20 protein-coding genes and 1 pseudogene are annotated in these 19,119 nt (G+C 62.7%); 10 read left to right on the top strand and 11 right to left on the bottom strand.

Features of this window, described 5'->3' with window-relative positions:
- Positions 1-31 precede the first annotated feature (31 nt).
- The 4 genes and pseudogenes from msrB to NKH36_RS00585 form a co-directional block, all read right to left on the bottom strand.
- Positions 32-532, bottom strand: coding sequence for a peptide-methionine (R)-S-oxide reductase MsrB (msrB, locus tag NKH36_RS00600; protein WP_352959623.1), 501 nt, complete (start codon positions 530-532; stop codon positions 32-34).
- Positions 533-740: 208 nt separating this feature from the next.
- On the bottom strand, positions 741-1,298 hold the full coding sequence (locus NKH36_RS00595) for a fasciclin domain-containing protein (RefSeq protein ID WP_352959621.1): 558 nt from the start codon (positions 1,296-1,298) through the stop codon (positions 741-743).
- 205 nt (positions 1,299-1,503) lie between these two features.
- The gene (locus tag NKH36_RS00590) at positions 1,504-2,202 is read right to left on the bottom strand and encodes an anti-sigma factor (protein WP_352959619.1); all 699 of its coding nucleotides are present in this window, start codon (positions 2,200-2,202) and stop codon (positions 1,504-1,506) included.
- Positions 2,199-2,739, bottom strand: a pseudogene (locus NKH36_RS00585) (sigma-70 family RNA polymerase sigma factor). The gene NKH36_RS00590 and the pseudogene NKH36_RS00585 overlap by 4 nt, the downstream one beginning before the upstream one ends.
- Before the next feature lie 130 nt (positions 2,740-2,869).
- Here NKH36_RS00585 and NKH36_RS00580 point away from each other — a divergent pair.
- Both NKH36_RS00580 and argB read left to right on the top strand, forming a co-directional pair.
- Entirely contained in the window at positions 2,870-4,366 is a 1,497-nt protein-coding gene (locus tag NKH36_RS00580; RefSeq protein ID WP_352959617.1) for an amidase, read from the top strand.
- Positions 4,367-4,464: 98 nt separating this feature from the next.
- Positions 4,465-5,358, top strand: coding sequence for an acetylglutamate kinase (gene argB, locus NKH36_RS00575; protein WP_352959615.1), 894 nt, complete (start codon positions 4,465-4,467; stop codon positions 5,356-5,358).
- A 43-nt stretch (positions 5,359-5,401) separates the two neighbouring features.
- On the opposite strand, the gene bchE is transcribed toward argB, so the two are convergent.
- Together bchE and NKH36_RS00565 are read right to left on the bottom strand one after the other, a co-directional pair.
- Complete coding sequence (gene bchE / locus NKH36_RS00570) at positions 5,402-6,949, bottom strand: magnesium-protoporphyrin IX monomethyl ester anaerobic oxidative cyclase (RefSeq protein WP_352959613.1); 1,548 nt, start codon at positions 6,947-6,949, stop codon at positions 5,402-5,404.
- A gap of 119 nt (positions 6,950-7,068) precedes the next feature.
- The gene (locus NKH36_RS00565; protein ID WP_029347288.1) at positions 7,069-7,545 is read right to left on the bottom strand and encodes an Lrp/AsnC family transcriptional regulator; all 477 of its coding nucleotides are present in this window, start codon (positions 7,543-7,545) and stop codon (positions 7,069-7,071) included.
- Between the two features lie 135 nt (positions 7,546-7,680).
- Here NKH36_RS00565 and phhA point away from each other — a divergent pair, with 135 nt between their 5' ends.
- Positions 7,681-8,517: a phenylalanine 4-monooxygenase gene (gene phhA, locus NKH36_RS00560; protein WP_352959611.1), complete on the top strand. Its 837-nt coding sequence runs from the start codon at positions 7,681-7,683 to the stop codon at positions 8,515-8,517.
- Positions 8,518-8,615: 98 nt separating this feature from the next.
- On the opposite strand, the gene NKH36_RS00555 is transcribed toward phhA, so the two are convergent.
- The 3 genes from NKH36_RS00555 to NKH36_RS00545 form a co-directional block, all read right to left on the bottom strand.
- Positions 8,616-10,055 (bottom strand): GMC oxidoreductase, encoded by a 1,440-nt coding sequence (locus NKH36_RS00555; RefSeq protein WP_352959609.1) that lies wholly within the window; start codon positions 10,053-10,055, stop codon positions 8,616-8,618.
- The gene (locus NKH36_RS00550; protein WP_352959607.1) at positions 10,052-10,207 is read right to left on the bottom strand and encodes a hypothetical protein; all 156 of its coding nucleotides are present in this window, start codon (positions 10,205-10,207) and stop codon (positions 10,052-10,054) included. Before NKH36_RS00550 ends, NKH36_RS00555 begins: the two co-directional genes overlap by 4 nt.
- A 172-nt stretch (positions 10,208-10,379) precedes the next feature.
- Positions 10,380-11,141 carry a diguanylate cyclase gene (locus tag NKH36_RS00545; RefSeq protein ID WP_352959605.1) on the bottom strand — a complete coding sequence of 254 codons (762 nt, stop codon included), beginning with the start codon at positions 11,139-11,141 and terminating at the stop codon, positions 10,380-10,382.
- 161 nt (positions 11,142-11,302) lie between these two features.
- Between NKH36_RS00545 and NKH36_RS00540 the strand changes: the two genes are divergently transcribed.
- Positions 11,303-12,010, top strand: a complete 708-nt coding sequence (locus tag NKH36_RS00540; RefSeq protein WP_352959603.1) for a pyrimidine 5'-nucleotidase — start codon at positions 11,303-11,305, stop codon at positions 12,008-12,010.
- A gap of 34 nt (positions 12,011-12,044) precedes the next feature.
- On the opposite strand, the gene NKH36_RS00535 is transcribed toward NKH36_RS00540, so the two are convergent.
- On the bottom strand, positions 12,045-12,884 hold the full coding sequence (locus NKH36_RS00535) for an LOG family protein (protein WP_082982714.1): 840 nt from the start codon (positions 12,882-12,884) through the stop codon (positions 12,045-12,047).
- A 143-nt stretch (positions 12,885-13,027) separates the two neighbouring features.
- Between NKH36_RS00535 and dapD the strand changes: the two genes are divergently transcribed.
- From dapD to NKH36_RS00505, 6 genes are all read left to right on the top strand, one after another.
- Positions 13,028-13,882 (top strand): 2,3,4,5-tetrahydropyridine-2,6-dicarboxylate N-succinyltransferase, encoded by an 855-nt coding sequence (dapD, locus tag NKH36_RS00530; protein ID WP_352959601.1) that lies wholly within the window; start codon positions 13,028-13,030, stop codon positions 13,880-13,882.
- A 27-nt stretch (positions 13,883-13,909) separates the two neighbouring features.
- Positions 13,910-14,281: a DUF805 domain-containing protein gene (locus NKH36_RS00525; RefSeq protein ID WP_029347278.1), complete on the top strand. Its 372-nt coding sequence runs from the start codon at positions 13,910-13,912 to the stop codon at positions 14,279-14,281.
- Between the two features lie 21 nt (positions 14,282-14,302).
- Positions 14,303-15,025: a hypothetical protein gene (locus NKH36_RS00520; protein WP_352959600.1), complete on the top strand. Its 723-nt coding sequence runs from the start codon at positions 14,303-14,305 to the stop codon at positions 15,023-15,025.
- A 153-nt stretch (positions 15,026-15,178) separates the two neighbouring features.
- Complete coding sequence (locus tag NKH36_RS00515) at positions 15,179-16,279, top strand: GGDEF domain-containing protein (protein ID WP_352959598.1); 1,101 nt, start codon at positions 15,179-15,181, stop codon at positions 16,277-16,279.
- A 278-nt stretch (positions 16,280-16,557) separates the two neighbouring features.
- Complete coding sequence (gene dapE, locus NKH36_RS00510) at positions 16,558-17,757, top strand: succinyl-diaminopimelate desuccinylase (protein WP_352959597.1); 1,200 nt, start codon at positions 16,558-16,560, stop codon at positions 17,755-17,757.
- Between the two features lie 2 nt (positions 17,758-17,759).
- Positions 17,760-18,353 (top strand): transporter, encoded by a 594-nt coding sequence (locus NKH36_RS00505; protein ID WP_352959595.1) that lies wholly within the window; start codon positions 17,760-17,762, stop codon positions 18,351-18,353.
- Here NKH36_RS00505 and truA read toward each other — a convergent pair.
- Entirely contained in the window at positions 18,350-19,105 is a 756-nt protein-coding gene (gene truA / locus NKH36_RS00500; protein WP_352959594.1) for a tRNA pseudouridine(38-40) synthase TruA, read from the bottom strand. The genes NKH36_RS00505 and truA overlap by 4 nt on opposite strands.
- Between the last annotated feature and the right edge of the window lie 14 nt (positions 19,106-19,119).

Genomic DNA, 19,119 nt, shown 5'->3' with positions numbered 1-19,119 from the left:
GCGCGTCCAAAAGGACGCGCGGCGCTGTAGGTCAGGCGGTGGCCGGCTTGAAGGTCAAGGCGACGCCGTTGATGCAATGACGCAAGCCGGTCGGCGGCGGACCGTCGTCGAAGACATGACCGAGATGGCCGCCGCAGCGGCGGCAGTGGACTTCGGTTCGGGTCATGCCCAGGGACCTGTCCACGGTCATGCCGACGGAATTGGGAATCTCCTGCCAGAAGCTCGGCCAGCCGGTGCCGGAATCGAACTTCGTCTCGGACGAATAGAGCGGCAGGTCGCAGCCGGCGCAGGCGAAGATGCCCTTGCGGTGTTCGTTGAGCAGCGGGCTGGTGCCGGGGTATTCGGTGCCTTCCTTGCGCAGTACATTGAAAGCGGCGTCGGACAGGATGGCGCGCCACTCGGCCTCGGTCTTGGTGACCTCGAAGGTTTCGGCCGCGTGTGCATCCTGCGGCCGGCCCATGCGCGGCGCTGCTGCCGTGCCTGCCAACAATGCCACGGCGGCACCGCTCCAAAGAAAATCGCGCCGGATCATCACCATTCCTCCTCTGTCCACTTGCCAAATTCGACCGTCACATGGAAATCAAAAGCTAGTGACGGCTGCTCCTGACAACGGCACTCCGCACCGCGCCTGGAGCGGACGGTGCGGAGTGTACGCTTGTCGATTGCGCGGGTCACGCAAGCGGAACCCGCGCACTCGGCATGGAGTCTCAGCCTTATCTTCGCTGGCGACGACCCCTTCGTTACATCTTCGGCAGGAGAACCTTGTCGATGACGTGGATGACGCCGTTCGACTGCTCGACATCGGCGACTGTGATATTGGCGACATTGCCGTTCTCGTCGGTCGCGGTGACCTTCCCGCCGTCGGCCTTGAGCGTCAGCTCGCAGCCGCCAACCGTCGTGACCTTGTGCGCGCCACCGTCGTCCATGGCCATCTTGGCGACGTCGGCGGCCATCGCCTTGGCACCGATGACATGGCAGGTCAGGATCTTGACCAGCTTGTCCTTGTTTTCGGGCTTGAGCAGCGTGTCGACGGTGCCGGCCGGAAGTGCTGCAAAGGCCTCATTGGTCGGCGCGAACACAGTGAAAGGACCGGCGCTCTGCAGCGTGTCGACGAGACCGCCGGCCTTGACGGCCGCGACCAGCGTCGTGTGATCCTTCGAATTGACGGCGTTCTCGATGATGTTCTTGGTGGCATACATGGCGGCGCCGCCGACCATCGGATTCTGGGCATAGGCGAAGGTAGCGACCGCGGAGACGGCGACCGTTCCGGCAAGCAAAAGGGTGGCGAATTTACGCATGATTTCAATCTCCTAAGTTTTATCTTTCCCCTCTTTGGGGGCGCAAGGAGATACGGAAAGTGAATGCGTGAGTTTCGTTGTTCAGGAAAAATTTCTTTTTCACAACGGCGACTCGAAGCAGAGACCCCTTCTAGTGGGCGCTCCTAAGCTCACCCCCCAGAGAAGATAGATTAAAATATTCCCGAAAAGCGGGAAGATAGGGCGATCAGATGCTCTTCAAATCGCCCGCAGCGACCACAGGGCCGGTCGGCTGACCGGTCGGCGAACCGCCGGCCGGCTCGAGGCTGACCGCAAGAACGGCGCCTTGCCCAAGTTTTTCCTGCACGGCCGGCGAGATAGTCATATGCGCGGTCTGACCGGCCGGGATGACGCCCATCGAGACCGGCGGGTTCTTGCCCTCGATCATCCACAGTTCGAAATCCTTGCCGGCGGCGCGCTCGCCGGAGACATGCGACAGGCCGACCTCGCGATGGGCGGCATCATAGACGGCAAGGAATCTGACGTCGCTGCCATCGGCAGCCAGCGAGGCGACGAGCCGCGGCTGCTCGGCCGGCGGGTTGAGGTACGGCACGGCGATATAGATCGCCAGCGCCGCGACAGCAGCGGCGGCAAGACCGCGCCAGAAGGCAAGGCTCGACCAGAGGCCGGCGCGAGGCGCTGCGACGAACAGCAGGCGATCCAATGCCTCCTTGACCCTGATCGGGGCCTCTGTCTCCGGATAGGCGGCGGCCATCGGCGAAAGACGCGCCTCCCAGGCATCGACAAGGCGCGCGAAAGCAGCGTCCGCGTCGATGCGGCGTGACGCGATCTCGCGTTCGTCCGCGTCCAGGACACCAAGAACATATTCGGCGGCGAACAGGTCGTCGCCCCCAGGTTCTGTTCCGTCGTCCTCTGCCAGCGTCATCTTTCCAGACACTCTCTGAGCTTCAACAGGCTGCGCCGCAGCCAGGTCCGCATCGTGTTCAGCGGCACGCCATGGCGTACGGCCAGTTCGGCATAGCTTTCACCGTTCAGATAGGCGCCCCGGACGGCCGCCGCCCGGTCCTTTTCCAATTCATCGAGACAACGATAGATGCGCTCCGATTCACCGCCCGCAACAACCGCAGCCTCCGGTCCCGGTGCTGGATCGGCCACCTCAAGCGCAGCATCGATATTAGGTGGCAGGCTCTCGCCGCGCCCTTATCCGATCGATCGCGTGATTGCGCGCAATGGCCACCAGCCAGGAAATCGGGCTTAGCTCCGAAACGGCGAAACGGTCCGCCTTCGTCCATATCTTGACGAAGACCTCCTGCAGCGCCTCTTCTGCCTCTCCCCGGTCCTTCAATACACGAAGGCAAACGCCGAAAAGTTTCGCGCTGGTCTGCCGGTAGAGCAGATCGAACGCAGCCCGGTCCTTCATCGAAATCCGGACGATCAGGTTGCTGATTTCCTGCGGCGTCATCGGCTGCCAAATTAGGCAATTGCAATGTATTTGCAACGGCGGAAGCGTTCTTGTGCACCGGGAGCGTCATGGACTTCGATTGCCAAGAAAATCCGCAACCGCTAGCCTTCTCACAGCGGGGAGAGCGGCAATGTCGGTTGAACGGATCTTGTGGGAGCACGACGCAACTGGGCTTGCCAACTTGGTGCGCAAGGGCGAGATCGCGCCGCAGGAGCTCGTCGATGCAGCGATTGCGCGAGCCGAAGCCACTCGCCCGGACATCAATGCCATCGCCGAGCCGCTTTACGAGGCGGCGCGGACACGGGCGAAAACCATCGACCGCAAGCTGCCGCTGGCCGGTGTGCCCTTTGCACTGAAGGATCTCGGCATCGCCATGAAAGGCGTGCCGACGCACGGCGGCAGCCGCATTCCGGCTTTCGTTGCCGATTTTGACTCGGTGATGACCGAACGCCATCTGGCCGCCGGCCTTGTCCCAATCGCCACCAGCACCTCGCCCGAACATGGGCTGAGGCTGATGACCGAATCCGCCGCTTTCGGCATCACCCGCAATCCGTGGAATACGGCGCATACCAGCGGCGGCTCGTCCGGGGGTGCGGCGGCGCTGGTCGCGGCCGGCGTCGTGCCGGTGGCACATGCTTCGGATGGCGGCGGCTCGATCCGCGTTCCCGCCGCCTGCACCGGGCTGGTCGGGCTGAAAACCTCGCGCGGCCGCGTGCCGCTGTCGCCGCTCGTCACCGAAAGCTGGTACGGTCTGGTCGTCGACCACGCCGTTGCCCGCTCAGTCCGGGATTCGGCCTTGCTGCTCGACCTGACGCATGGACCCGATCCGCTGTCACCGTATGCGGCGCCGCCGCCGAGGGGAACCTTTGCCGCCGCGGCGGCGCGAGACCCCGGCAAGCTGAAACTGGCCGTCTACCGGGAATCGCCGCTCGGCCTGGCGATATCGGCCGAGACGCTGACAGCGCTGCACACGGCTGTGGCGTTGGCACGCGAAGGCGGCCATTCGATCGAGGAGATCGACCTGACCTATATCGGTCGCGACTTCATCGCCGATTTCGCCAGGACCGTGGCTGCGGCAGTCGCCGGCGCGATGCGCGCCGAGGCTTTGCGTGTCGGCCGCTCCGTTTCGGGCGACGTCGAGCGCGCCACCCGTCTGATGAGCCGCTTTGGGGAGATCGTCTCGGCCGGCGATATCTATGCCGGCCTGCAGCGGCTGCATGCCACGTCGCGCCGCCTGATCACCGAGACCGCGCCGTACGATGCCGTGTTGATGCCTGTTATCGCCCATCCGCCGCTCGCCTGCGGCGCCATGGACCCGAAGGGCGCCGACGCATTCATAGAAGACGTCCTCGACAGGCTGCGTCTCGCTCGTCTGCTGAAATTCAAGCCGCTGTTCGGCCAGTTGATGGACAAGAGCCTGTGGTTCACCCACTGGCCGGCGATCCAGAACGTCAGCGGCCAGCCGCCGATCGCGCTGCCTGTCTATGTTACCGATGCCGGCCTGCCGCTCGGCATCCAGGCCGCCGGCCGCCCCGGCGACGAGGAGACCTTGTTGTCCTTCGCCGCGCAAATGGAGAAGATTTCGGGATGGCAGGCGCGGCGGGCGCGGCTGCAGATGCCGGCATAAGCGGGCCGATTTCACCTGATGTGGCAGCAAAGCCGTTTGCGGCTTGCGCCAATTCCCGCTAAGACGCCGCCGTTCATGCCAAGCTGGGAACCACGCCGATGACGGACCTCGCCGCCACCGCCGAAATGCAGGCCGCGCTGCTTTCGAGGGCGCTGCCCTACATGCAGCGCTACGAAAACAAGACGGTCGTGGTGAAATACGGCGGCCATGCCATGGGCGATATTGCGCTCGGCAAGGCCTTCGCCCGCGACATCGCGCTGCTGAAACAATCCGGCGTCAACCCGATCGTCGTGCATGGCGGCGGGCCGCAGATCGGTGCCATGCTGAGCAAGATGGGCATCGAATCGAAGTTCGAGGGCGGCCTGCGCGTCACCGACCAGAAGACGGTCGAGATCGTCGAGATGGTGCTGGCCGGCTCGATCAACAAGGAGATCGTCGCGCTGATCAACGCCGAGGGCGAATGGGCGATCGGCCTGTGCGGCAAGGACGGCAATATGGTTTTCGCCGAAAAGGCGCGCAAGACCATGATCGACCCGGACTCCAATATCGAGCGCGTGCTCGATCTCGGCTTCGTCGGCGAGCCGGTCGAGGTCGACCGCACGCTGCTCGACCTTCTGGCGCGGTCAGAAATGATCCCGGTGCTGGCGCCGGTGGCACCCGGCCGCGACGGCCACACCTACAACATCAATGCCGACATCTTTGCCGGCGCCATTGCCGGCGCCTGCCAGGCGACACGCCTTCTGTTTCTCACCGACGTGCCCGGCGTGCTCGACAGGAACAAGAATCTCATCGACGAGCTGACCGTGGCCGAGGCAAAGGCCTTGATCAAGGACGGTACGGTGTCGGGCGGCATGATCCCCAAGGTCGAGACCTGCATCGAGGCGATCGACCGCGGCGTCGAAGGCGTCGTCATCCTCAACGGCAAGACACCGCATTCGGTGCTGCTCGAACTGTTTACCGAACACGGCGCCGGCACGCTGATCGTGCCGTGAGCGCAGGCTGACGCTCGTCGGCCATTGTCGGGTCGGCGAATGTTCAGGCGTTCGGCGAAATCCTGATTGCGGGTTCGGCAGGCTTGCGCACCGGGCGTACGAACACCATCGATTGCTCTTCCTCGTCCTGCGGTGCACCCCAGAACGCGGCCAGCGTCGGACCGTCGTCAAGACGGCGATCCCGCGCGAGAAAGCCCCAGACTTCACGGAACCAGACGCGCCGGCCCATTTTCGTATACCAGCGCATCGAATGCCGTTGTTCGGGATCCTTGTGGAACAGGATTCGCGCCAGGGCCTTGGGCCGTGACTGCACCGCCAGTTCGATCAGCTTGACGCTGAAGAACAGCATCCACGGCTTGAGCCGGGTCATCTGCAGCACCTGGTGCTTGTAGTCCCACAGGCGGGCGTCCAGCTGGATCACCTTGCGGTCCCTGGCGATCCTGAAGAACGGCGTCCAGCGGTGCGGCGTAACATACAGCGCCTGGATGTGGTCCGGGTCATAGGCGATGAGCTGGCGAAAGCCGCACCTGAGATCGCGAAAACGCTCGTCCTCGAAACCTGTCACCCAGGTCGCCATAGACAGGATGCCATGCAGGCGCAGCAGCCGGATAGCCTCGCGGTCGGATGAGGTGCTGCCGCCCTTGCGGATCAATGCAAGCGTCTGCTCGTCGGTGTTTTCCATGCCCAGCAGCCATCGGACGATGCCTGCCTTGCGGTAAAGATGCAGGCTGTCGGCATCGCGAACGATGTCGTCGGCGCGGGTTGAGCCGACGATCAGGACCGGCACGTTCTGCGCGATCATCGCATCGAGAAAGGCGCGCCAGGCTTTTTTGGACGAGGTCGGGTTCTCGTCGGCAAGGTTGATCAGTTCGACGCCATGCTCGCGGTGCAGCCAGGCGATCTCCTGCGCGAATTTCATGGGGTCGCGATGCCGCCATCGCGTCCAAAAACCGCGCTGGCCGCAATAGTTGCACAGGTGCGGGCAGCCTCGGGAAAACTGCATGACCACCGCGCGCTTGCCGCCCCAATAACTGTAACGACTGATATCGATCAGGTCCCAGCCGACGCGGTATTCATCGAGGTCGGCGATGGTGCTTGCCGGCTTGCTAGCAAAGGGGCGGCGCAAATCGTCGCCAAAGGCGATGCCCGCCACGTCAGCCAGCGGCCGGCGCCTTTCCAGCGCCTCGACCAGGGCGACGATGGTCGCCTCGCCTTCGCCGCGCACGATGAAGTCGAAGGCGTCCGTCTCGGCAAGGATGTCGCGCCAGTGATAGGTCGGGAACACGCCGCCATAGATCACCATCGTCGCCGGGCCGAGGTGCTTGACCATTCGTGCGATCTCGAGGGCTGTCGGATGCGCCGAGGTCGAACCGGAATGGCCGATCAGAATGCAATCGGGATGATCGCTCAAGGCATCTTCGACGGCCGCGGCGAGCGGCATCGGTCCGAACTCGGCATCGACGAGCCGCACCTCATGGCCGGCGTCGATCAGCGGGCCGCCTAGTGCCAGCAGGCCAAGCGGCGGCAAATGGTCGTCGGGCACGCGGCTGCCGATGGCGGTATGCGGCGGATTGATCAGGACGATTTTCATGAAGGACCTTTTGCGATGGCGGTCCGGTCATCCTGGTCAGCGATCTGGGCCCGGAACTGAACCGGTTCAGCAGTTTCCGTGCAGCTTTTCCGCAGAAATGCAGACGCCGAGATACAATTTCATCGCCTGAGGTGCCCAAGCGGCACGTGGCCCGGCCCCTTGATGTTCTGCAGCACGAGCTGCGTGTGGACGTCGCGCACGCCGTCGAGCCGCATCAGCCGGTGCATGACAAAGGCGTTGAGCTCGTCGACCGACGGCACCATCACATGCAGCAAGAAATCGTAATCGCCGGTCATCGTCCAGCACGACGACACCTCGTCCATGCGCTGCACGGCGGCGATGAAGGTTTCGGGCGAACCGTCGCTGTGGGTTACGAGGCGCACCTGAATGAACACTTCGACCATCAAGCCGATGGCGCGCCGGCTGAGCACAGCGGCAAAGCCCTTGATGATGCCGGCGCTCTGAAGAGCCTCGAAGCGGCGCGCGCATGGCGTCGTCGACAGGCCGATCTCCTGCGCCAGTTCGGACACCGGCTTGCGCCCATCACGCTGCAAGATATCGAGCATCTTGATCTCAAAATCGTCAAACTGAGGCACTTTCACTCTCCTGCAGCTTTGCTATGGTGGCTTTTACCTCAAATCGCGTATTCGAGCCATCATCAAAGCGGATTTGCCTCACCGGACCCGGCTAAACTCTTATGATGTTAGTCGTGATTGCCAGGGAGAACAGCCATGACGATGAGCGTTGCCGACTACGCCCGCGAATGCGCGGCGCAGGGCCTTCGCGGCGACTATTCGGTCTGCCGTGCCGACTTCACCGTGGAGCAGAGCTACAACTACACTGCTGACGAGCAGGCCGTATGGCGCACGCTGTGCGACCGCCAGACAAAACTGACGCAAAAGCTGGCGCATCAGTCCTATCTCGACGGCGTCGCCACGCTGGGCCTGCTCGACAAGATTCCGGATTTCGGTGTCGTCAGCGAAAAGCTGCGCAAGCTTACCGGTTGGGAAATCGTCGCCGTGCCGGGCCTCATTCCCGCACCAGCCTTCTTCGTCCACCTCGCCAACCGCTGCTTCCCGGTGACCAACTGGCTGCGGACGAAACAAGAGCTCGACTACATCGTCGAGCCGGACATGTTCCACGACTTCTTCGGTCATGTGCCGGCGCTGACGCAGCCGGTCTTTGCCGATTTCATGCAGATGTATGGCGAGAAGGCCGAGCACCTTATCGCGCTCGGCGGCGACGAGATGATCAGCCGCCTCTACTGGTACACTGTCGAATACGGGCTGATCCAGGAAGCAGGCCAACCGCTGAAGGCTTTCGGCGCCGGGCTGATGTCGTCTTTTGCGGAACTTCAATTCGCGATTGAAAGCAAGGACGCGCACCATGTCCCCTTCGATCTGGAAACGGTGATGCGCACGAGCTACGAGATAGACAAGTTCCAGCGCGTCTATTTCGTGCTGCCGTCCTTCGACGTTTTGCGCGATGGATTCCAGAACGTCGCCGAGATGGCAGCGATCGTCGGACGCCACAAGGGCAAGCCGCCGCTCGACCCCGCGAAACTTTAGACACTCGCAGGCTCGGACGCTCGCAGCCGATCGGCGCGGGCGTCATTGGTGGCGCACTGTGATGACGACCCCTCGGTCGGCCCGGCTGGGCCGGCCATCTACACGCCGATGAGTTTGCCGAGGTGGTCGCCCAGCCGGCAGGCCAATGCGATGATTGTCGTCGTCGGGTTGCATTCGCCGGACGTGCAGAACACGGAGGAACCGCCGACATAGAGATTGTCCATGCCGTGCACCTTCGAGTTGGCGTCCACCACGCTCTTGGTCACATCCGTGCCCATACGCGTGCCGCCCATATGGTGGTGACCGGCCAGTTCCTCATTCGTCGGATAGTCCCCGCCACTGGCGAGCCAGTCGGCGATGCGCACCCGGCCGAGATCCTTCCGGACGAGCGTCTTGCCGAACAGCCTCAAGCTCTCAAGGAGCGTGCGGCGCTCCAGCTCCGATTTTTTCCAGTGCAACTCGATGCGCGGCACGCCGGCAGGATCGACATCGATTTTCGACAACCGGATCTGGTTCGAGGCCAGCGGCGCCTGTTCCCAGGCGACATAGAGCTGGGCGGCGCAGCGCAGGTTCTGGCTGAGCTGATAGGACACCCATTCGGCCATCTCGGGCGCCGTGCAGGCGAGGTCGGCGATGACGCTTTTGATGCCGGGGTACGGCGTCTCGATCAGCCTGATGCCGAAATTCATGATTTCGAGGCGCTCCATGGCCGCCGGCGTCGGCGAGAAGAAGGCCTCGTTTGTGGCGTCGACCTCGAACGCGCTATAGTCGGCGAGGATGGCATTGCCGCCCTCGAAGGTCGGATGCTCCATCCAGTAGCGGCCGAGCGCCGTCGCCTTCGGCACCACGCCGCCGTTCGAGCGCTGGTTCGACCACAGAAGCAGCCGTGAGTTTTCCAGGCCGCCGGTGCAAACGATGAAATAGTCGGCGGTGAAAGAGCCGGCATCCTGGCTGTTCGACCATAGTTTGGCGCCGGTTACCCTCTTGCCGTCGCCGGTAAGCTCGGTGGCATAGGTGCTGAGCACCACGGCCACGTTCCTGCTCCTGTCGAGCTCGTCGGCGAATTTTTCGCCGAAGCGTACGGCCGGGCTCTTGATCAGCTGCACCCAGCGAATATCGTCCGAGATCGGCACATCCGGCCGGAAGTCGGGAAGTTCCAGGATGTCCTGGACTTCGGGCAGATAGGGCTCGATATCAGCACGGCTGATCGGCCAGCCGGTATCCGGCGCCCAGGCCTTGGGCTCGAAATCTTGGCTGTCGAGCACCCGGCACCAGCCGGCCCAGTGATTGGAGCTGCCGCCCATGAAGCGCAACCGGGTGATGTCGAGATCGAAATAGGGGTCGCCGACCGTGACGCCGCGGTAGAAATCCTGCGAATCGTCGCCGAACTCGCGAGAGCCGGCCTCCAGCACCACAACCGGAATGCCGGCCGCGCCGAGTTTCCTGGCGATCGTGGTGCCGGCTGGCCCGGAGCCGAGAATGCAGACCTTGGCGGTGAAATTCGCAGCGCGAAATGCCTCGTAGCTGTCGAAGATCAAGTGAGGTCGCTCCTTTTGAGGATCCAACCATTGACCTCGACGATCGCGTCCGGATCGGTATCGGGCAGCTTGCGGAGCAGCGACAGGGCCGGCAATGCGATCAGCGCCTGCATGATCGTGCGGCGCGATATTTTCTTGGTGAAGAAACTCATGGCACACGTCTCTCGATGGGGCTTCGATCCACGCATGGCGTTCCCCGAACGGCACATGCTCGCCAGGAGAAGCCAATTCCGTGCCAAACCTAGCTGCACACTTTGCCTAAGCCGTGTAAGCGGCCCGGCTGAGTCCAAACAGCGTTAGGATTTCCTTAATGAGCGAGACCGCTCAGGCCGCTTCGGAAATGTCCCTGTCCAGGATGGTCAGATTACGGCCGCGATGCTTGGCCTGGTAAAGGCGGTGGTCGGCGGCACGCATCAGATCCGATACGCCGGCATCCTCGCCGCAGGTGACACCGCCGATGCTGACGGTAAGGGGTATGACCCGCTCATCGACGGGACGGAAGCGGATCAGCTCGACTTCATGGCGAATGCGTTCGGCGACGCGTTTGGCTTCCTGTTCGGTGGCGCCGACCAGAAACGCACCGAATTCCTCGCCGCCGATGCGGCCGATCACGTCGCCGCTGCGCACGCCGCGCTCGATCGCGCTTGCAATGAGGAGCAACGCCTCGTCCCCGGTCAGATGGCCGTAGCTGTCGTTGATGATCTTGAAGTGGTCGGCATCGATGATCAGCAGCGCACCGCGATCGGATTTACGCCGGGAGGCGTCGAGTGCCGCAAAGAAGCTCGCGCGGTTGAGCATGCCGGTCATGTCGTCGCGGCTCGCTTTTTCCGACAGGCGCCGATGCGCTGCGGCGAGTTGGGCATGAGCGCGGGCGAGGTCGCGATGCGCGCTTTTCAACCTCTCGCCCTGCCAGGAAGTATAAGCGCCGGCAATCCAGGCGAGCGCCAGGGGGCACACTGTGGAAGTCAGCCAGATCGTGCGGTTGATCGGAAAGCCCATTGCCGGGACGACGCTCAGCGTCAACAAAAGCGACACCGCGAGGGAGGCGAAAGCGACGGCGGCAGACTTCAGAAATATGCGGCTCATCGCTTGTTCCCCCTGAACCGTCTCTGTGCCAGCAAGCCCTGAATGCCACCTTTCGGCGATGCCTAAAATTTGAATCATCGCGCCATTTCCGCCACTCGCAACGCGCATAAGTTGTGGATAAAGCCTCTGCCAAAGGCAGTGTTTCGTGCCATAAGGATTGCATGACCACTCTCCCGGAACCCGCCCGCTTTGCCCATGTCACCGACTGGGTGTTCGACCTCGACAACACGCTCTATCCGCACCATTCGAACCTGTTCTCGCAGATCGACGTGAAGATGACCGCCTATGTCGGAGAACTGCTGACGCTGCCACGCGACGATGCCCGCAAGCTGCAGAAGGAACTCTACCGGGAATACGGCACGACGCTGAACGGTCTGATGGCGCGCCACGGCATCGATCCCGACGATTTTCTCGAGAAGGTCCATGATATCGACTATTCCTGGCTGGTTCCCGATCCCGTTCTCGGCACCGCCATCCGCCAGCTTCCCGGCCGCAAGTTCATCTTCACCAATGGCGACCGCAGGCATGCCGAACGCACCGCGCGCCAACTCGGCATCCTCGACCATTTCGATGACATCTTCGATATCGTCGCTGCCGGGCTGAACCCCAAGCCGGCGCGCCAGACCTATGAGAAGTTTGCGGAACTCCACGCCGTCACCGGACACAATGCGGTGATGTTCGAGGATCTGGCCCGCAACCTGTCCGTGCCGAAATCGCTGGGCATGACCACGGTGCTGGTCGTGCCGCGCAACTTCGAGCCGACCTTCTCCGAGATCTGGGAACGTGACCCGGCCAACGAGGACGATGTGGATTTCGTCACCGACGATCTTGCCGAATTCCTCACCGCGATCGTCGACGCCACCGCTTGATGCAGTTACTTCGCGGATCGATACAGCCCGCGGCCTAAAGCTTGTAGAAGCGGCTGATGATCCCCCAGGCCTCGTCGGCGGTGTCGACGAAATCGATGATGTCCTGGTCGCCGGGGGTGATCGTGCCTTGCTCGGCCAGGAAATCGAGATCGATCGCCCTTTTCCAGAACGCCTTGCCGAACAGGATCACTGGCACGCGCTCCATGCGGCCGGTCTGGATCAGGGTCAGCGTCTCGAAGAATTCGTCCATCGTACCGAAGCCGCCCGGAAACACCGCGACAGCCTTGGCGCGCATGACAAAGTGCATCTTGCGGACAGCGAAATAGTGGAAGTTGAAACAGAGCTCCGGCGTCACATAGGCATTCGGCGCCTGCTCGTGCGGCAACACGATGTTGAGGCCGATAGACGGTGCGCCGACATCGTCGGCGCCGCGATTGCCGGCTTCCATGACGCCGGGTCCGCCGCCTGTCACCACGACGAATTCGCGATAATAGGAGGTGGCCGACTGCTGCGAGCAGAGGCGGGCGAATTTTCGCGCTTCCTCGTAATATTTACTGTTTTTCTCAAGGTTCTTCTTCTGCGTCTCGTTCTTGGCTGCCCAGGCTTCACCGTCCGGCTCGGGGATGCGCGCGCCGCCGAACAGGATGACCGTCGAGCGGATGCCGCGCTCGGCCAGGATCATCTCCGGCTTCAACAGTTCGAGCTGCAGCCTGACCGCGCGCAATTCGCGTCGCGTCATGAAGTCGGGATCGTTCCAGGCCAGCCGGTAGGTCTCGGCACGCGTCTGCGGCGTGTCCGGCACGCTTTTCGACCGCTCCAGATCCTCGTCCGAATGCGGCAGCGGCGTCCACCCCGCCTTTTCCATAGGAGTCATATTACCTACCCGTCCAATCATTCACTTGCGCCGTCCCGTGACGCAGCCGCGATTGACCCTCACCAAGCCTTCACATAGGGTCCGGCGACTTTCAAAACAGGTTAAGGTGCGGCCCCTTAACAGCTTGGTAATGGAGCGAATTCATGTCGAAGCCCGATCTGGCGAGCCTCGAAAAGACTATCGGAACCGCCTTCGAGGAACGCGAGACGATTTCGACGGCAACCCGCGGCGCGGCGCGCGACGCCATTCAGTCGGCGCTCGACCTGCTCGACCGGGGTATCGTCCGCGTTGCCGAGCGCCAGGTTGACGGCAAATGGCATGTCAACCAGTGGTTGAAGAAAGCGGTGCTGCTGTCCTTCCGGCTCAACCCGATGGAGATCATCAAGGGTGGTCCGGGCCAGGCCGTGTGGTGGGACAAGGTGCCGTCGAAATTCGACGGCTGGAGCGCCATCGATTTCGAGAAGGCAGGTTTCCGCGCCGTGCCGTCATCGATCGTGCGGCGCTCCGCCTATGTCGCGCCAGGTGCCGTGCTGATGCCGTCCTTCGTCAATGTCGGCGCGTATGTCGACAGCGGCACCATGGTCGACACATGGGCCTCGGTCGGCTCCTGCGCCCAGATCGGCAAGAATGTGCATCTGTCGGGCGGCGTCGGCATCGGCGGCGTGCTGGAGCCGATGCAGGCCGGCCCCACCATTATCGAGGACAATTGCTTCATCGGCGCACGTTCCGAAGTGGTCGAAGGCTGCATCGTGCGCGAGGGCTCGGTGCTCGGCATGGGCGTCTTCATCGGCCAGTCGACCAAGATCGTCGACCGCGCCACCGGTGAGGTCTTCTACGGCGAAGTGCCGGCCAATTCCGTCGTCGTCGCCGGCTCGATGCCCGGCAAGCCGCTGCCCAGTGGTGAGCCTGGTCCGAGCCTCTACTGCGCCGTCATCGTCAAGCGGGTCGATGCCAAGACCCGTTCCAAAACCTCGATCAACGAACTGCTTCGCGATTGATCCTTCGCAAAAAACGGACGCACCCGATTGCTCGACAGACCTCGATTTCTATGGCTTTTCTTCAGTCTTTCCGGGCGAGTGAACCCCAGTGCCTACGTTTTGGCCGGTCTTTTGCCCCTCCTGGTTCAGCTTTTTCTGCTCTACCAGTTCTCGCGAACGCCGCTAGGCACTGCCGCAAGTCAGTACTGGGCGCTCGCCTGGTGGATCGCTGTGGTTGTCTCGACATGGTCGACCTTTGCGCTAACGGCGAAGCGGTTCCATGATTTCGGCAAGCCTACCTACTATGCGTTGATCTCTCTCATCGTCGGCGCCATTCTCCTTATCATTTTGGCCTTCTTCAAAAGTGATCCCGGACCCAATCGCTACGGCAAACGCACCAATGCGCCGGCCGAATCCTGAGCGCCGGTCGGGTATCTAGCCATGCGCTACCGCACGCTTGACTCGAAACTGATCATCGAAACCGCCGAGCGACTGGAAAAACGCGTCGCCGACCGTTTTCCCGATAGAGGCTTGCGTGGCGTCGCCATTGAACTCGTGTCGCTGTCGCGTGATCTGGCCAAGGCAGCGAAGGCGCTGGAAGCGCCGATCTGGTGGCTGCGCGGCGTCGTCATCGCCGCCATTGCCGCCGGCGCGCTGATGTTCCTGTTCGTCGGCACCATACTGCCGCTCGGCCGTATCTCGGGAACCCGCGATGCCGTCCAGTCGGTGCAAGGCATCGAATCCTTGATCAACATGATCATCCTCGCGGTGCTCGGCTTCCTGGCCTTGATCCGAACCGAGGAGCGCATCAAGCGCAAGCAGGTGTTTCGCAAGCTTCACGGCTTGCGATCGCTGATCCACGTCATCGACATGCATCAGCTGACCAAGGATCCGGCAGCGCTTTCAACCGATTTCAAGCCGACATCGCATTCACCGGCACGCATAACCGACCGTGCCGACCTCGCCCGTTATCTCGACTATTGCTCCGAAATGCTGTCGATCACCGGCAAGATCGCCGCGCTGTTCGCCCAGTCGGTCAACGACAATGTGGTCGTCGATGGTGTCAACGACATCGAGACCCTGAGCTCCAACCTGTCGCGGAAGGTCTGGCAAAAGATCACCCTGATCGACGGTTCGTTGCGGTCGGCTCGTCCAGGTACCTAAGCTAATCTTAATCACCTTGGTCCAGCATGCTCGTGGAGACTGTGTCGCCTGACACGGAGCACTCGACTGGCACACGACGAACCCTTGTCCAACCCGAAAACGCGCGGAAAGCGAGGCGCCGGCGCGCGGCTGTTCGCCTGGATTTCTTCGCCGATGAGAGCGGAACCGGAAGCCGTCCGCGCACGGCTTCTCGATACCACTTTCGACCGCAAATTCGCTGTCCTGTTCGGCACCATCAGCGTCCTGGTGCTGGCAGTCAGCGCCGCGGTCGTCACCGGCGACCGGTGGCCTTACGCCTGGATCGCGGCCGACCTCATCCTGTTTGCCGTCCGCTTCCTGCTGATGCGGGAATGTGAGCGGGCCCGCAAGCGCGGGGGAACGGGGCCGCTGGCAGGCCTCATGGCCGCCGGGGGCCCATGGTCGGTGATTTTCGGCCTCGGCTGTTATGGCTGCGTCGTCAGCGGGCATATGGCGCTCGTCGTGCTGGCTGCCCTGAATGTCGCAGGGGTCGTCGGCGTGGTGTCGTCCCGCAACGCAGCCACCCCGCGCTACGCCATATTCATCATGCTGGCCGTAAGCCTGCCTTTTCTGGCGGGCGCGCTATTTTCGCCGGCGCCCGGAATGTCTATCGTCGGAATTCAAGTACCGTTCTATGTGGCCGGCGTCATCATCGTGCTGCTTCAAAATCATGCGATCAACGCCCGCATGATCCGCGCCGAACTGGACAATCGCGATCTGGCGATCAAGGACGCGCTGACCGGCCTGCCAAACCGCATCTTCCTTCAGGAGAAACTGCGCGGCATGTGCAGCGAGCTTGCCGCGCCGGCCGCAAATGGCGGCAGGCCGTTTGCCGTTCTCAGCATGGACCTCGACGGCTTCAAACACGTCAATGACCGCTTCGGCCACGCGGTCGGCGACATGTTGCTGCGCAAGGTGGCCGAACGATTGAAACGCGCTTTCCGAGCGGGGGATGTGGTCTTTCGGATCGGCGGTGACGAATTCGTCATCCTGCTGCCCAACACATCCGAGATCGAAGCCACCTACCTGGCAAAGCGGGCTATTGAGAAGATTTCGGTTCCTTTCGACCTTGGCCTGGGCACCGCAATACCCATCGGGTTGAGCATTGGAAGCGCTTTCGCGCCTGCCGATGGCGGCGAGCCAGAAATTCTTCTCACCTGTTCCGATCACGCGCTCTATGAAGCCAAGCGCACCGGCAAGGGCCGTTACTGGGCGCATGTGCGGGCCGCGAACTGACGATCACAGCGATTATTGGCGGCCGTTCGCCATGATGGCCTCGGGCGTCAAGCCGGGCGATCCACGCCTGAAGCCATCCATGCGACGCGCTTTAAATCTTTGTTCTTATGAATGTCGTTGTCCCAAAACCGCGGCGCACCCACGGGTCAAGCCCGAGGGCATGCTTTTGGGCGACAGCCCTGCGACAATACGACATGAAAAACCATAATGTCGGCGGGATGGCTGGGCCTTATGTCTGGCCGTGACAGGCCTTGCGCTTTCGACTATCGCTTTTGCCCATGACGTTGCCGACCGATCCCGCTGGAAATCTCGCCGCCCTCATTCGCTGCCCCTCGGTGACGCCCATCGAGGGCGGGGCACTGAGCACACTGGAGAAAATGCTGAAAGCACTCGGCTTTTCCGTCGAGCGCCCGGTGTTTTCCGAGGACGGCACACCCGATATCGAAAATCTCTATGCGCGGCGCTCCGGCAACGGTCCGCACCTGATGTTCGCCGGGCATACAGACGTGGTGCCGGTCGGCGACGAGGCCTCATGGACGCATCCGCCTTTCGCCGCCGAGATCGCCAAAGGCGAGATGTTCGGCCGCGGTGCCGTCGACATGAAGGGCGGCATTGCCTGTTTCATCGCCGCGGTGGCGCGCCATTTCGAGTCGAAAGGCGGCCTGAAAGGCTCGGTCTCGCTGCTGATCACCGGCGATGAAGAAGGACCGGCCATCAACGGCACGACGAAGCTGCTCGAATGGGCGGCCGCCAAGGGCGAGAAATGGGACGCGTCTATCGTCGGCGAGCCGACCAATCCCGACGCGTTGGGCGACATGATCAAGATCGGTCGGCGCGGCTCTTTGTCCGGCAGCATCATCGTCAACGGCCGCCAGGGCCACGCGGCCTATCCGCAGCTTGCCGACAACCCGGTGCGCGGGCTGATGACGCTGGTCGACGCCTTGCTGCATCCGGTCTTCGACAAGGGCACCAAGGACTTCCAGCCAACCAATCTGGAGGTGACCTCGATCGATGTCGGCAATCCAGCCACCAATGTCATTCCGGCAAAGGCGACCGCCACCTTCAACATCCGCTTCAACGACACATGGACCGCCGAGACCATACAGGCGGAAATCCACAACCGTCTCGACAAGGCCGCGAAGCGCAAGAAATATCGGGCCGGCAAGACGACGCCGGTCGATTACGAGCTCGTCTGGCGCGATCGGCCGAGCCACGTCTTCCTCACCCGCGACGACCGGCTGATCGAAGCGCTCAGCGGTTCGGTCAGGGCGGTGATCGGCAGGAAGCCGGCGCTTTCCACCTCCGGCGGCACCTCCGACGCGCGCTTCATCAAGGATTATTGTCCGGTGGTCGAGTTCGGGCTGGTCGGCAAGACCATGCACATGGTCGATGAACGCGTCGCGCTTGCCGACCTCGAGACGCTGACGCAGATCTATCAGCGCTTCATCGAAGACTGGTTCGAGCAAGGCGCATCGTAATCATGCTTTCGTCGGATGAAACCTATGCTTCGCTGACCGGCGCCTGGCGACTGATGCTCGGCAAGGCCGACGGGCTGCGCCAGCTTGACCTTTCGGCCGACGGTTTCTGGAATTCCTTCTTCGCCATCGTTGTCGCGGCACCGGCGCTGATCGTCGGCTGGGTCGGCCTTGCCAATGAGATCGGCGATCCGAATGCATTCGCGGGGCGCTTCAGCATGCTGATCCGTCTGGCGACGGTCGACGTCGGCGCCTGGGTGTTGCCGCTCGTCGGCCTTGCCCTGGTCGCGCCGCGCGCCGGTATTGGCGGGCGCTTCGTCCACTATGTCGTCGCCAGCAACTGGGCGTCGGCGATCATCGCCTGGATGATGCTGCCGGCGGCGTTGATCAGGCTTTTCCTGCCGTCCACCAACGAGTTCGCCGTACTGGCGTCGCTGCTTTTGTTTGCGCTGTCGATGATCCTGACCTGGCGGATGACAAACGTCGCCATCGGCAGGGGCGCGGCTGTCGGCAGCGCCGTCTTCGCCGGCATGTTCGTGGCGTCTCTGGTCGTTCTATTCGGTCTGCAGGCGCTGCTCGGCATCGGTGCGCCGAATTAGTCGACTTTCGGATAATCTACCCCAACGAGAAAAAGTCCGTCGGGCGGCGCCACCTGGCCACAGGCTGCACGGTCGCGCGCATCGAGCGCCGCCTTCAAGTCGGCACTTGTCCAGCCGCCTTCGCCGACGCGCTTCAGCGAACCGACCATCGAGCGCACCTGATTGTGCAGGAACGAGCGCGCCAAGGCTCGCACTTCGATCACGTCCCCCAGCCGACTGACATCCAGCCGGTCGAGCGTCCGCATCGGGCTGTCGGCCTGGCACTGGGTCGAGCGGAACGTGGTGAAATCATGCCGCCCCAGCAGCACCTTTGCCGCCTCGTGCATGGCCTCGGCGTCGAGCCGCTTCGGCACCCACCAGATCTTGCCCTTGTCGAGGGCCGCCGGCGCCCGCCGGTTGACGATGCGGTAGAGATAGTGGCGGCCGATCGCCGAGAAACGCGCGTCGAAGCTATCAGGCACGACAGCCGCCTTGAGGATGGCGATGCGCGCCTTGGCCGTTTGCAGATGGGCATTGACGGCATCGCGCACCTTGTCGCCGGGCCACGCCTTGACGAGATCGACATGCGCCACCTGAGCGGTCGCATGGACGCCAGCGTCGGTGCGTCCGGCGGCGCGCAGGGGAACCTGCTCGCCGCAGAATTTCTCGATCGCCTGTTCGATCGCCTGCTGCACCGAAGGCTGGTCTGCCTGGCGCTGCCAGCCGGCAAAGAGGCTGCCGTCATATTCGATGTCGAGGCGAAAACGCGGCATTCCTAAAGCAGGAT

This window comes from Mesorhizobium sp. M1312 (assembly GCF_040318115.1).
Taxonomy (GTDB): domain Bacteria; phylum Pseudomonadota; class Alphaproteobacteria; order Rhizobiales; family Rhizobiaceae; genus Mesorhizobium.
The sequence above is the reverse complement of the archived record's forward strand: the minus strand, read 5'-3'. Positions and strand labels throughout refer to the sequence as shown.